The following is a 13,472-nucleotide window of genomic DNA, read 5'->3' on the forward strand; positions in this document are numbered from 1 at the left end:
CAACGACATCAATATTAATGTAAAAGGCTGAAGTGACTGTTCTCAGGAGCTGAAGCTGGATTAAATAAAGCAAGGCTAATAATTAGTACGCTTATTTACTGTAACTTAGTTAAGTGAATAAGGGCGCACGGTGGATGCCTTGGCACTAGGAGCCGATGAAGGACGGGACTAACACCGATATGCCTCGGGGAGTTGTAAGTAAACTTTGATCCGGGGATTTCCGAATGGGGGAACCCACTGTTCGTAATGGAACAGTACATGCATCTGAATACATAGGGTGCATGAGGTAGACCCGGGGAACTGAAACATCTCAGTACCCGGAGGAAGAGAAAGAAAAATCGATTTCCTGAGTAGCGGCGAGCGAAACGGAAAGAGCCCAAACCAGAAAGCTTGCTTTCTGGGGTTGTAGGACATTCCATTGGAGTTACCAAGGAATTCTTTAAACGAATCGACCTGGAACGGTCAGCCAAAGAAGGTAAGAGCCCTGTAATTGAAAAAGAATTCTCTCCGGAGTGTATCCTGAGTACGGCGGAACACGTGAAATTCCGTCGGAATCCGGGAGGACCATCTCCCAAGGCTAAATACTCCCTAGTGACCGATAGTGAACCAGTACCGTGAGGGAAAGGTGAAAAGCACCCCGGGAGGGGAGTGAAATAGAACCTGAAACCGTGTGCCTACAAGTAGTCGAAGCCCGTTAATGGGTAACGGCGTACCTTTTGTAGAATGGACCGGCGAGTTACGATCGTATGCAAGGTTAAGTGGAAGACACGGAGCCGCAGCGAAAGCGAGTCTGAATAGGGCGAATGAGTATGCGGTCGTAGACCCGAAACCGTGTGATCTACCCATGTCCAGGGTGAAGGTCAGGTAACACTGACTGGAGGCCCGAACCCACGTATGTTGAAAAATGCGGGGATGAGGTGTGGGTAGGGGTGAAATGCCAATCGAACACGGAGATAGCTGGTTCTCTCCGAAATAGCTTTAGGGCTAGCCTCAAGAAATAGAGTACTGGAGGTAGAGCACTGATTGGACTAGGGGCCCTCACCGGGTTACCGAATTCAGTCAAACTCCGAATGCCAGTTACTTTTACTTGGGAGTCAGACTATGGGTGATAAGGTTCATAGTCGAAAGGGAAACAGCCCAGACCGCCAGCTAAGGTCCCAAAGTATACGTTAAGTGGAAAAGGATGTGGAGTTGCCCAGACAACCAGGATGTTGGCTTAGAAGCAGCCATCATTTAAAGAGTGCGTAATAGCTCACTGGTCGAGTGACTCTGCGCCGAAAATGTACCGGGGCTAAACGTATCACCGAAGCTGCGGATTGTTCTTACGAACAATGGTAGGAGAGCGTTCTAAGTGCTGTGAAGTCAGACCGTGAGGACTGGTGGAGCGCTTAGAAGTGAGAATGCCGGTATGAGTAGCGAAAAAAGAGTGAGAATCTCTTTCACCGAATGCCTAAGGTTTCCTGAGGAAGGCTCGTCCTCTCAGGGTTAGTCGGGACCTAAGCCGAGGCCGAAAGGCGTAGGCGATGGACAACAGGTAGATATTCCTGTACCACCTCATGATTGTTTGAGCGATGGGGGGACGCAGAAGGATAAGGAATGCGCACTGATGGATAGGTGCGCCCAAGCAGTGAGAAAGTCAGATAGGCAAATCCGTCTGGCAATTTCAAGCTGTGATGGGGAGGGAAACTCTAGTACCGAAGTTCCTGATTTCACACTGCCAAGAAAAGCCTCTAGTTAGATCATAGGTGCCCGTACCGCAAACCGACACAGGTAGGCGAGGAGAGAATCCTAAGGTGAGCGGGAGAACTCTCGTTAAGGAACTCGGCAAAATGACCCCGTAACTTCGGGAGAAGGGGTGCTCCTTTATGGAGGAGCCGCAGTGAATAGGCCCAAGCGACTGTTTAGCAAAAACACAGGTCTCTGCGAAGCCGAAAGGCGAAGTATAGGGGCTGACACCTGCCCGGTGCTGGAAGGTTAAGGGGAAGGGTTAGGGCTTTTAGCCCGAAGCTTTGAACCGAAGCCCCAGTAAACGGCGGCCGTAACTATAACGGTCCTAAGGTAGCGAAATTCCTTGTCGGGTAAGTTCCGACCCGCACGAAAGGTGCAACGACTTGGGCACTGTCTCAACGAGAGACCCGGTGAAATTATACTATGCGTGAAGATGCGCATTACCCGCGACAGGACGGAAAGACCCCGTGGAGCTTTACTGTAGCCTGATATTGAATGTCTGTGCAGCTTGTACAGGATAGGTGGGAGCCTTGGACTCGTGAGCGCTAGCTTACGGTGAGGCATCCGTGGGATACCACCCTGGCTGTATGGACATTCTAACCCAGGACCGTGATCCGGTTCGGAGACAGTGTCAGGCGGGCAGTTTGACTGGGGCGGTCGCCTCCCAAAAGGTAACGGAGGCGCCCAAAGGTTCCCTCAGAATGGTTGGAAATCATTCGAAGAGTGTAAAGGCAGAAGGGAGCTTGACTGCGAGACCTACAAGTCGAGCAGGGACGAAAGTCGGGCTTAGTGATCCGGTGGTTCCGCATGGAAGGGCCATCGCTCAACGGATAAAAGCTACCCCGGGGATAACAGGCTTATCTCCCCCAAGAGTTCACATCGACGGGGAGGTTTGGCACCTCGATGTCGGCTCATCGCATCCTGGGGCTGTAGTCGGTCCCAAGGGTTGGGCTGTTCGCCCATTAAAGCGGTACGCGAGCTGGGTTCAGAACGTCGTGAGACAGTTCGGTCCCTATCCGTCGTGGGCGTTGGAAGTTTGAGAGGAGCTGTCCTTAGTACGAGAGGACCGGGATGGACACACCGCTGGTGTACCAGTTGTTCCGCCAGGAGCATTGCTGGGTAGCTACGTGTGGAAAGGATAAGTGCTGAAAGCATCTAAGCATGAAGCCCCCCTCAAGATGAGACTTCCCATCACTTCGAGTGAGTAAGATCCCTCAGAGACGATGAGGTTGATAGGTTCGGTGTGGAAGCGTGGCGACACGTGGAGCTTACGGATACTAATCGATCGAGGACTTAACTAACTTCTTTATTTGATGTCTGGTTTACTCTTATTTAGTTTTTAAGGTATAAACCTAAAAAAATAGATGTCTGGTAGCAATAGCGAAGAGGTCACACCTGTTCCCATACCGAACACAGAAGTTAAGCTCTTCAGCGCCGATGGTAGTTGGGGCTTTGCCCCTGCAAGAGTAGGACGCCGCCAGGCAAAAGATTATTTCACAGTACCTTAGGTGGTAGCACAACGACTATTCGTCGATTGGCCGTAGATTTGAAGTTTGTTTTTCAAAATCTACCTGTGAAATTATTTATTTGTTTATACTTGAGAAAAATTAACTGGCCCGTTGGTCAAGCGGTTAAGACACCGCCCTTTCACGGCGGTAACACGGGTTCGAATCCCGTACGGGTCACCAATATGGAGGATTAGCTCAGCTGGGAGAGCACCTGCCTTACAAGCAGGGGGTCGCAGGTTCGAGCCCTGCATCCTCCACCATCTTTAAACAATAAGATAAATCATTCCTATCGCGGGGTGGAGCAGTCTGGCAGCTCGTTGGGCTCATAACCCAAAGGTCGCAGGTTCAAATCCTGCTCCCGCAACCAAATCATTTGTTTTATAAAATGGTCCGGTAGTTCAGTTGGTTAGAATGCCTGCCTGTCACGCAGGAGGTCGCGGGTTCGAGTCCCGTCCGGACCGCCATCATTCTTTAGATGACACATTACATTTGAGCCATTAGCTCAGTCGGTAGAGCATTTGACTTTTAATCAAAGGGTCGAAGGTTCGAATCCTTCATGGCTCACCATTTGCGGGTGTGGCGGAATTGGCAGACGCGCTAGACTTAGGATCTAGTGTCTTCGGACGTGGGGGTTCAAGTCCCTTCACCCGCATTATCATTACTCATCGAGACGAAAGTAAAAGATTTGATTTTGTCTTGAGATTATTTATATGCGCCCGTAGCTCAATTGGATAGAGCGTTTGACTACGGATCAAGAGGTTAGGGGTTCGACTCCTCTCGGGCGCGTTATTCCAGAAAGTAGCTTTTAATGAGCGTTAGGTTTTACAAGACCTATTTCAAGACTTGAATTCATCATGCATACATTACACGGGGCCTTAGCTCAGCTGGGAGAGCGCCTGCCTTGCACGCAGGAGGTCAGCGGTTCGATCCCGCTAGGCTCCATTTGAATATTGGCGGCGTAGCTCAGCTGGCGAGAGCGTACGGTTCATACCCGTGAGGTCGTGGGTTCGATCCCCTCCGCCGCTACCATAATTAAATAAAGTAATTGCATAATGGCGGTCGTGGCGAAGTGGTTAACGCACCGGATTGTGGCTCCGGCATACGTGGGTTCAATCCCCACCGGTCGCCCCATTATAATATGTAACAAGGACCCTTAGCTCAGTTGGTTAGAGCTATCGGCTCATAACCGATCGGTCGCAGGTTCGAGTCCTGCAGGGTCCATTTATAGGTTCATCTTAATCTGGAGGTATACCCAAGTCTGGCTGAAGGGATCGGTCTTGAAAACCGACAGGCGGGTCAAACCGCGCGGGGGTTCGAATCCCTCTACCTCCTCCATTTAACTTCTATAAAATACATATTATTTGGCTCGGTAGCTCAGTCGGTAGAGCAACGGACTGAAAATCCGTGTGTCGGCGGTTCGATTCCGTCCCGAGCCACCACTTTTAAATTAATAATGGAGGGATAGCGAAGTTGGCCAAACGCGGCGGACTGTAAATCCGCTCCCATCGGGTTCGTAGGTTCGAGTCCTACTCCCTCCACCATTTCATTTTATATCATACAATGCGGGTGTAGTTTAGTGGTAAAACCTCAGCCTTCCAAGCTGATGATGAGGGTTCGATTCCCTTCACCCGCTCCAAATTACCATATATATGGGCCTGTAGCTCAGCTGGTTAGAGCGCACGCCTGATAAGCGTGAGGTCGGTGGTTCGAGTCCACTCAGGCCCATTACTATATTTTCATATTCCATACAATAGTATGTTAATATATAGTTTATACATTGCGCCCTTAGCTCAGTAGGATAGAGCAACAGCCTTCTAAGCTGTGGGTCAGAGGTTCGAATCCTCTAGGGCGCGCATATTCCACAGTAGCTCAGTGGTAGAGCAATCGGCTGTTAACCGATCGGTCGTAGGTTCGAATCCTACCTGTGGAGCCATCCGGAGAAGTACTCAAGTGGCTGAAGAGGCGCCCCTGCTAAGGGTGTAGGTCGTGTAAGCGGCGCGAGGGTTCAAATCCCTCCTTCTCCGCCAGTATTAGTTAGCAGCAATCAGTATTTTCTCTGTTTATCCTATGGTAAACTTCTGATTAATCAATCAACTACATAATAAAAATAGGATCTTCCCAAATAAGATAATAATTTCAAATAATAAAAAACGTATAGATAATGTTAAAACAGCACACATTTAATTTGAATGTGTGCTGTTTTTTAATGCTCCAATAAAATGGTTATTTCTTTATTGGTCCAATTATTAAATAAGACGTTATTAAGGAATGATAATGTGACAGACAGCTTATCCTTTTAATGATGAAAAACCTGTTAAACTGTCCTAATCAGCACTGGAAAAAACTGCGGTACTTTCCTCTATCCGATAATCTTTATAGGCAATATCATTTTCGGGTATTTCATCACTTAATGTCAGTATTTTTTTCAGTACTCGATCAGCCTCTATTCCTTCGAGCGGAGTTGGCTGGTAGTTATTTCGATTTGCAAGAGAAGAAATACTTGTTGGGATAATCTTTATATTCTTTTTGTCCGTTAGTTCATTAAAGGCAAAATGAAACGTTTGCTGGAAAATAAAAGTATCTTTGTCATCAGGGTTTCGATTTCCGCCGAACATAAAGTTTCCCAGACTATAGACAATATATTTTGATTTATATTCCTCAATCCCTTGCACCACATGGGGATGGTGACCAAGTACTAAATCTGCGCCTGCATCAATTGCAAACCTTGCCAGTGATTGCTGAGTAGCATTTGGATGATAATGTCGCTCCTCTCCCCAGTGAAAGTTAGCAATAATGATTTGTGCCCCTTGTTCTCTTAGTAACAAGATATCTTTTTCAATTTGTTCACGTAATTCACTTGTATCATTCCATCCTTTATATCCAAAAGCACCTATCGTTATGCCATTTACTTCTTTTACAAAAAGTCTGTCGTACCCGAATGAATTTATACTGTATGTATCAAGATTGGTAATTGTGTCTTCATATCCTTTTTCCAAATAATCAAGTGTATGATTGTTGGCCAGGTTCACAGCTTCTATACCCGTTAAATTTAAAATCTCTGTGTAGGAAGGTTTTCCAGCAAACCGAAATGTTTTTTCTGCTTTATATGGACTGGCAGTTAAAGTGGTTTCTAGATTAACAATAGTCAAGTCGTCTTCTTTAAAAATCGGGGAAACATTTTTTCCAAAATGATGAAGGCCAGATTGGTCAGCTTCATAATGAAATGTACCATGATATCCAAAACTGTCATCACTGCCAATGGTGACATCCCCTGCGGCACTTATCGTTATGGTTTTTTCATAGTTTGTTAGTTTATCAGCAATTAATGAATAATCAATAGTTGCAAAATAATGCTCTTCAAACAGATTTGTTCTAATAGCTGTCTGTATCTCATCTATAAATGGGTGTTTTACTGGTTGATGAGATAAAAGAAAAGAAAAACAAAGTAATATAGTCATCCTATCAACTCCGTTAATCATAGTTTTTGTTCGCGTATCTAAAGTAGGTACTATAATTACTTGAATTATAATAAAATTTAGAAATTAATAGAACAAACTTTAGCTGATAATCGTACGACATTTAGTTACAAAAAACGCAGTGCTCGGACAGTTTCGATTCTTACTTATTAAAAGGCGCCAAGATATCAAGTTAATTTTTTAATAGAGATATGAATACCTAAGGAAGGAGTACTCCTTTTATGATAAAAACGACTCCTATCTATGAATTTTTTTACTCTTTTTTATTCGTAAACGGCTGTATAATAAATGAAATTAACTTCTGAAAATAGTGTTTTTATGCTGTATTTGGAATATCTTCAGAACCCTTGACATCCCCTTGCTTGATTGGTTAAAATGGCGTTCTGTTTTAATGAATTATGAGATACACAGACTATATTTCAGAAAGGGGGAGACCATCTTTATTAGGCCTCTTAGGGGTCCAATCGATTTTCATATGCAATTAAAACAACATTTAAATGTAATGTTAAATAGACCATACACATGGGGACTCCAGATAAATTAGATTCGTTGGAGTAGCCTTAGATTTTAGGAGGTGTAAAAATCATGACTATTCCCGATAAAAAAATGCTTCGGCGTGTTGTAGCGTCAAGCTTAATTGGATCGACAATTGAATGGTATGATTTCTTTCTTTATGGGGTTGTAGCTGGTATTGTATTCAACCAGCTGTATTTCCCTACAGGTAATGCTTTTGTTTCTACAATGCTCGCTTTTGGAACGTTTGCAGCTGGTTTTGTTGTAAGACCAGTTGGCGGTATTATATTTGGGCATTTTGGAGATAAAATTGGACGAAAAAGTATGCTCGTATTGAGTTTAACAATTATGGGGATTAGCACCGCTTTAATAGCTGCTTTACCAACATTTGGGCAGATAGGCATTTTAGCGCCGCTGTTCTTGGTTCTTTTACGTATGATTCAAGGTCTTGCATTAGGAGGAGAATGGGGTGGCGCTGTTCTTATGACCTTCGAGCATGCTCCCGAAAAAAAGCGGGGACTATATGCCAGTCTTCCTCAAATTGGTCTTGCTATCGGTCTTTTATTAGCTTCAGGAGTTGTAGGTTTTCTGTCGTTAATCCTTGCAAATGATCAATTTCTCCAATGGGGCTGGCGCATAGCATTTGCGATTAGTGCTCTATTGGTATTTTTAGGTCTCTGGATTCGCTTGAATGTAGATGAAAGTCCGGAATTTAAAAAGTTCAAGGAAGAGAAAACAGATACAGGCATTCCAATTAAAGAAATGTGGCGAGGGAATGTGGGAACTATCCTTGCAGGTATGGGTGCAAGATATATTGACGGTGTATTCTTCAATATTATGGGTGTATTTTCGATCACCTTTCTAACTCAAAATCTGGAAATCTCACAAAATATCGCTTTGCTCGGTGTGTCTGCCGCGGCTTTTATAATGTGTTTCTTTATTCCTGTCTTTGGTTATATCTCTGACCGTTATGGGAGAACGAAGACATATTGGTATGGAAGCCTGGTAACTGGATTTTCAGCAATACCTGCGTTCTGGCTAATGATAAATAGTGGAGGAAATACGTTAGTAATATGGCTTTCCATTATTATTCCATTAGGTATCTTTTATGCAGCGGTTTATGGCCCGGAGGCAGCATTATTTGCTGAACTCTTCGATCCAAAAGTGAGATATACTGGGATATCATTCGTATATCAGTTTTCTGGCATATTTGCTAGCGGGCTGACACCAATGATTGCCACTTATTTGTTAAGCTTAACGGATGGATTCCCTGTTTACCTTGTCTTGTATATTATTTTTGCTGGAATTGTCAGTGCCTATTCCGTACGCTGGATTTCATTGCATAAAATTTGATTTATCATAGGGAAAGCCAGGCAGATGCCTGGCTTTTTCTGTATAAGAAATTAAATTCTTGCTCATCAATAGAGTATTTTCGAAAGAATTATTTAAAAGGCTACCTTAATTCGTCATCTATTAATCTAACTCGATTTCAACTATTTCCCCAGTATTTATATTTACTGCTATTTCATATTTTACACCTTGGGCCGTGATAACATCCACTTCATAAACCCTTACACCTTGCTTTGTGTCCAATTCTGCCTTTACAGCTTGGCCAGGTACTTGTGCAAGTGCAATATCTATCGCTTCTTGAATGGTAATTTGCCGTTGAAATTGCGGGGCTTGGTTGTAATTTATCTGGTCATTCCAGCCTTGATTTTGCCAATGGGGCTGTGGCTGTTGTGGCTGGTTATATGGATTTGGGTAATTCCAATTTCGATGCATCATGTATCATGCTCCCTCTCTAAATTCATTCAGTCACATATTATGCATTTGTCCCGAGTCTGTGTTAATGTCCGATTAAATTAGTGAAGAAGCCTAGAAGCGCTTATGTTCCATTTTTCAGGAATGAAACTTTTAACAGATTTCCGAAAGAAGTCTCCCATCCTCAAGGAGTATGAAGGGCGTTAGCCCAACGAGTATGCGTGAGATGAATTTCGGTTGGCGATAGCCAAGGTTCCCTTACTATGATATAATAAGAACATACATTCTATATCGGGGGGGTAGGTGAATGGATATGACCAAGCAAAATAAAGCTTTCAAATTTCGATTATTACCGAATAAAGACCAGGAAATATTTCTTGCTAAAACTTTCGGGTGTGTTCGTTTTGTCTACAACAAAATGTTAGCAGACCGTAAAGAAACGTATGAGAAATACAAAGATGACAATAAAAAACTCAAAAAACAAAAGTTTCCGACTCCTGCTAAATATAAAGAGGCATTTCCATTCCTAAAAGAAGTGGATTCATTGGCCTTGGCAAATGCACAGATTAACTTGCAAGAAGCTTATGAAACTTCTTTGAAGGCCGTGCAAAATACCCAAAATTCAAATGCCAAAAAAATAAACAATCTTATACAACAAATATGGTAAATGAAAATATCAAATTGGAAGATAGTCATATCAAATTGCCCAAAATAAAAAAGACAATAAAAATCAAACAGCATAGAGAAATTCCTACGGATTATAAAATAAAATCCTGTACGATTACCAAAACAAAGTCAGGAAAATATTATATTTCTATTTTGACAGAATATGAGAAAGAGATTAAGCCTGTAAACGTTCAACATGTTATTGGATTAGATTTTGCCATGGATGGTCTCTATGTTGAAAGCGAACAGGGTGAGAAAGCCAATTACCCTCGTTTCTATCGTCAATCATTAGACAACCTAGCAAAAGAACAGCGTATCCTATCCCGCAAAAAGAAAGGTTCTGCACGTTGGGAAAAGCAACGATTGAAAGTAGCTAGATTGCAAGAAAAAACGGCAAATCAACGTAAAAACTTCCTGCATCATAAGTCAAAAGAATTAGCTTCAGACTATGATGCTGTCATTATGGAGGACTTAGATATGAAAGGGATGTCTAAGGCCCTCAACTTTGGTAAAAGTGTTCACGATAATGGCTGGGGTATGTTCACTACGTTTTTAGAATACAAACTAAAAGAACTGGGGAAGCAACTAATAAAAATTGACAAATGGTTTCCTTCTACTAAAAGATGTTCTTGTTGTGGTGCAGAAAAAATCATGTCATTATCTGAACGTACCTATCAATGTTCTTGCGGTTATGCGGCAGATCGTGACCACAATTCAGCGATCAACATCAAAAAGGAAGGATTACGCATATTGGGATTCGTATAAAAACAAAACTCTTGGAACAAGAGGGTTAGCTCGGTCCGTTTTCGTTAGCTAGTAAAAGTAACGATAAGTCGAGAAGCCCCCACTTCAAGCAGACCGTAAGGTTAGCTAAGTGGTGGGTGGTTCACGCGCTTCTCCTGTTCTATAAAGTATAGTATGATAGAAATGGAGGTCGATAACATGGATACAATTATTTTTGATGTTGATGATACATTATACGATCAAGCAGCCTCATTTAAAAATACATGCAAAAAAATGATGGATGCACCTTTTACTGATGAGGAATTAAATAAACTTTATATCATAAGCCGCAAGCATAGTGATGCATTATTCGATGATCAAGTGGCAGGGAAAATAACGACTGAGGAAATGCATATCCGCCGCATTAAGGATGCATGTACAGAAATGGGTATTGTCATAACAAACGGGCAAGCTTTGGATTTTCAAGAAGCTTATATTGCTGAACAGCAAAAAATTGCTTTATTCGATGAAGTTATCGAGCTACTGGATCTCCTTTTAGCGAATAACAAGCAGCTTGCAATCCTGACAAATGGAGATGAAGCGCATCAATCCATGAAAATCAATCAATTAAAGCTGGAAAGATGGGTTTCTAAAGAGAATACATTTATTTCTGGTGCTGTCGGTCATGCGAAGCCTTCCCAAGAAGTATTCACAGTTCTTGAGAATAAGCTTGGACTGGACAAGAATAAGACGGTTTATATTGGGGATTCATTTGCAAACGACATCGTCGGTGCAAAGCAAGCGGGTTGGCATGCGGTTTGGATGAACCATCGAAAACGGGATATGCCTGAGGGATCTGTTACGCCAGATAAGGTAGTGTATAGTGCGAGAGAGTTATTGGATATTTTTTTAGATGAGCTAGTTAATGCTCAATAGAGGTATACATTCATATGAACTGATAAATAAATTAGAAAGAATTATTCTATTAAATTGAAGAACATTGGTATTATATAGTTATAGAGAAAGAGGAATATACAGTTTAGGAAGTTCTGTTTTAACATGAATATGACGAATAGTTACTACTAAATTCAATTGCTGTACGTATAGAGTTTTTATAAGAATCTTGATAAAATTATAGTTATAGTAACTTACATTTAGCGGATGGGTGGTACTCCCTTAAAGGGGGAGTACCCAACCTATCTGCCCCTCTAACAGTAAACTCATCCGCTTAGACCATTCAGCGTAATAAAACTTGCTTGTATGTTCTGCCTTTGATCATTTATATCTGCTGGTGTTAGAAGTAAACCAGGATATGAACAAATCTATGATCTTAATATACTTATAAAACTATTTAAGTCTGGTAAATTTTCCAAGTTTTTAATTTGGTCAATTATTTCAAGTTGGCGATCAGAAGTAATATAATCTTTTGCACACATTTCAAACTTTTTAACTAGCTCATCCCAATTAAGTGGATTTTCTGCATCTCCTTTAACAATATGAACCTCCCTTTCGAATACTTTTCCATTACCCATTTTTACTTTTAAACGAGCTGGTCTTTTTTCAGGGAATATCTCTTCAAGATCATCCACCTGTTTTAAACGAATTTTCTTAGCCACATCATATACTGCTTCATTATTCAAATGCTCTTCTGATACATGGTATGGCTCGACATTCCCATAACAAAAAGCAGTAGCTACAGTAAAAGGAATACTGTATTGTGCAGCTTCCGATGTTTGAGGAGAAATATGATCAAGAGTAATCGCCTTACTAAATGTTTCAACTATAATTTCATCGATTTCTTGTAAATTTGGATTAATTTCTTCTTTAATCAATCGAGCAGCCGCTATCGGTGAGTGTGCCCATTTACATGCAGGATACTCTTTAAAATAAATACGTTCTATTTCATAAATTTCTCCCAAATTCTCAAATACTCTCTTTGCGTTTTTATTGTAAAGATGGTCATCCATCAATATATTTCTCGTACCAGTAAAACCAGTCTCTGCCAACAACACGCCCATTAGTCCGGTCACGGCCCCCCAGCCTACACTTTCTTTCGTCATTGAACCAGCTGCAATGGACTTTCCGCATTGTGCTGTTGGACCGTAAACCTCTCCTATAGAAATTGCATGTGCTGTCAAATTCCTAGTCATCTTTTTTATTTTTGACACCCCAGCTGCAGAACCAAAATGTGCCCATCCGCCTGAACCATAAAATAAAGTATTATGATTTGAATTCATCACGATCCCGCATCTAATCCCAATCTCATAGCCCGATACGATTGCTGTTATAAGATCTTTACCTGAGCAGTTTGGAGTAACTTCCCCCATTGCTAGAACTGGCGGAATAATTGTGCAGGCAGGATGCCCAACTGCTTGTCGGTGTCCATCATCTATATCCATACAACTTGACAAAGTGGCATTTATAAAAGTAGCTGCGAGAGGGGAGACGCTAGTTGATCTACCTAATACAGTACAGGTTGCTTCTCCTCCGAGCCACTTGGATGATTTTAGCGCACTTGCTGAGACCTTCTTATTTTGATAACCGGCAAATGAAGCGGCAATAAAATCAAGTAAGGACTTTTTAGCCATTGCAACAACGTTAGTTGGCAAAGACTGAAAACTTTCATGTTCTAAATAATCCAGTACCTTTTCTATAGGCATTCAAAATACCTCCATTCTAATCTCCTATTTTAGTAAAGAAACACCTATTTTCTAGACAATACTATATTTAAGTTCTTTAAATATATAATATATATTCTATATATTGTCAATATTACGTAAATAAATTTCGGCTTTTTATTTCAAAGAAAATAACCAGCATTTATAAAATAAGGAAAAAATATAATTATTTTTATAAAAACAATTGATTATTTTCCTTTTTTAGTTTAGTATATTTATTTGAAAGGTTACAAAAATTTAGATTACTATGGAGCGCATATTAAATATTATTGTTTACCCATTTATAAAGACGAAAATGTAAGCGTTATCAATGATTGTGAGGTTGGTAATGAGTGGGAGATGCAAAAACACTGGATTAACAAATTCCAAGATACGTAAGAAGTGCATAATGGACATTTTAAACTCTAAATAGAAAGGGG

General features: G+C 41.6%; 5 protein-coding genes, 19 tRNA genes, 2 rRNA genes and 1 pseudogene. 24 read left to right on the top strand and 3 right to left on the bottom strand.

What is annotated here, in order from left to right; all coding sequences use genetic code 11:
* Positions 1-107: 107 nt before the first annotated feature.
* The 21 genes from NSQ77_RS15645 to NSQ77_RS15745 all read left to right on the top strand — a co-directional run bounded on the left by NSQ77_RS15645 (position 108) and on the right by NSQ77_RS15745 (position 5,263).
* Positions 108-3,029: ribosomal RNA gene (locus tag NSQ77_RS15645) — 23S ribosomal RNA — on the top strand.
* A 66-nt stretch (positions 3,030-3,095) separates the two neighbouring features.
* Positions 3,096-3,211: ribosomal RNA gene (gene rrf / locus NSQ77_RS15650) — 5S ribosomal RNA — on the top strand.
* A 130-nt stretch (positions 3,212-3,341) separates the two neighbouring features.
* Positions 3,342-3,416 (top strand) — tRNA-Glu (locus tag NSQ77_RS15655).
* 4 nt (positions 3,417-3,420) lie between these two features.
* Positions 3,421-3,496 (top strand) — tRNA-Val (locus NSQ77_RS15660).
* 30 nt (positions 3,497-3,526) lie between these two features.
* Positions 3,527-3,603 (top strand) — tRNA-Met (locus NSQ77_RS15665).
* Positions 3,604-3,623: 20 nt separating this feature from the next.
* Positions 3,624-3,700 (top strand) — tRNA-Asp (locus NSQ77_RS15670).
* Between the two features lie 27 nt (positions 3,701-3,727).
* Positions 3,728-3,803 (top strand) — tRNA-Lys (locus tag NSQ77_RS15675).
* 3 nt (positions 3,804-3,806) lie between these two features.
* Positions 3,807-3,888, top strand: a tRNA-Leu gene (locus tag NSQ77_RS15680).
* A 60-nt stretch (positions 3,889-3,948) separates the two neighbouring features.
* Positions 3,949-4,022, top strand: a tRNA-Arg gene (locus tag NSQ77_RS15685).
* Between the two features lie 83 nt (positions 4,023-4,105).
* Positions 4,106-4,178, top strand: a tRNA-Ala gene (locus NSQ77_RS15690).
* A gap of 10 nt (positions 4,179-4,188) precedes the next feature.
* Positions 4,189-4,265: transfer RNA gene (locus NSQ77_RS15695), tRNA-Met, on the top strand.
* A 26-nt stretch (positions 4,266-4,291) separates the two neighbouring features.
* A tRNA-His gene (locus NSQ77_RS15700) sits at positions 4,292-4,367 on the top strand.
* 16 nt (positions 4,368-4,383) lie between these two features.
* Positions 4,384-4,457 (top strand) — tRNA-Ile (locus NSQ77_RS15705).
* Positions 4,458-4,478: 21 nt separating this feature from the next.
* Positions 4,479-4,571: transfer RNA gene (locus NSQ77_RS15710), tRNA-Ser, on the top strand.
* 28 nt (positions 4,572-4,599) lie between these two features.
* Positions 4,600-4,675: transfer RNA gene (locus NSQ77_RS15715), tRNA-Phe, on the top strand.
* A gap of 16 nt (positions 4,676-4,691) precedes the next feature.
* A tRNA-Tyr gene (locus NSQ77_RS15720) sits at positions 4,692-4,777 on the top strand.
* Positions 4,778-4,798: 21 nt separating this feature from the next.
* Positions 4,799-4,872, top strand: a tRNA-Gly gene (locus NSQ77_RS15725).
* Between the two features lie 15 nt (positions 4,873-4,887).
* Positions 4,888-4,961: transfer RNA gene (locus tag NSQ77_RS15730), tRNA-Ile, on the top strand.
* A 54-nt stretch (positions 4,962-5,015) separates the two neighbouring features.
* Positions 5,016-5,089: transfer RNA gene (locus tag NSQ77_RS15735), tRNA-Arg, on the top strand.
* Positions 5,090-5,094: 5 nt separating this feature from the next.
* Positions 5,095-5,169 (top strand) — tRNA-Asn (locus NSQ77_RS15740).
* A gap of 3 nt (positions 5,170-5,172) precedes the next feature.
* Positions 5,173-5,263: transfer RNA gene (locus tag NSQ77_RS15745), tRNA-Ser, on the top strand.
* Positions 5,264-5,560: 297 nt separating this feature from the next.
* Here NSQ77_RS15745 and NSQ77_RS15750 read toward each other — a convergent pair.
* Positions 5,561-6,694 (bottom strand): CapA family protein, encoded by a 1,134-nt coding sequence (locus NSQ77_RS15750; protein ID WP_339226982.1) that lies wholly within the window; start codon positions 6,692-6,694, stop codon positions 5,561-5,563.
* 603 nt (positions 6,695-7,297) lie between these two features.
* Here NSQ77_RS15750 and NSQ77_RS15755 point away from each other — a divergent pair.
* Positions 7,298-8,578: an MFS transporter gene (locus NSQ77_RS15755; RefSeq protein WP_339226983.1), complete on the top strand. Its 1,281-nt coding sequence runs from the start codon at positions 7,298-7,300 to the stop codon at positions 8,576-8,578.
* Positions 8,579-8,698: 120 nt separating this feature from the next.
* On the opposite strand, the gene NSQ77_RS15760 is transcribed toward NSQ77_RS15755, so the two are convergent.
* A complete protein-coding gene (locus tag NSQ77_RS15760) occupies positions 8,699-9,010 on the bottom strand; it encodes a PepSY domain-containing protein (protein WP_339226984.1) in 312 nt (103 codons plus the stop codon).
* A 289-nt stretch (positions 9,011-9,299) separates the two neighbouring features.
* On the opposite strand from NSQ77_RS15760, the pseudogene NSQ77_RS15765 reads away from it, so the two are divergent.
* Both NSQ77_RS15765 and NSQ77_RS15770 read left to right on the top strand, forming a co-directional pair.
* Positions 9,300-10,417: pseudogene (locus NSQ77_RS15765) on the top strand (RNA-guided endonuclease TnpB family protein).
* Between the two features lie 177 nt (positions 10,418-10,594).
* Entirely contained in the window at positions 10,595-11,311 is a 717-nt protein-coding gene (locus tag NSQ77_RS15770; RefSeq protein WP_339226985.1) for an HAD family hydrolase, read from the top strand.
* A 386-nt stretch (positions 11,312-11,697) separates the two neighbouring features.
* Here the strand turns inward: NSQ77_RS15770 and NSQ77_RS15775 are convergent, their stop codons facing one another.
* Positions 11,698-13,035, bottom strand: a complete 1,338-nt coding sequence (locus NSQ77_RS15775) for an MmgE/PrpD family protein (protein WP_339226986.1) — start codon at positions 13,033-13,035, stop codon at positions 11,698-11,700.
* Positions 13,036-13,472: the final 437 nt, after the last annotated feature.

Source organism: Oceanobacillus sp. FSL K6-2867 (genome assembly GCF_037963145.1).
In the GTDB taxonomy this organism is placed as follows: Bacteria; Bacillota; Bacilli; order Bacillales; family Amphibacillaceae; genus Oceanobacillus.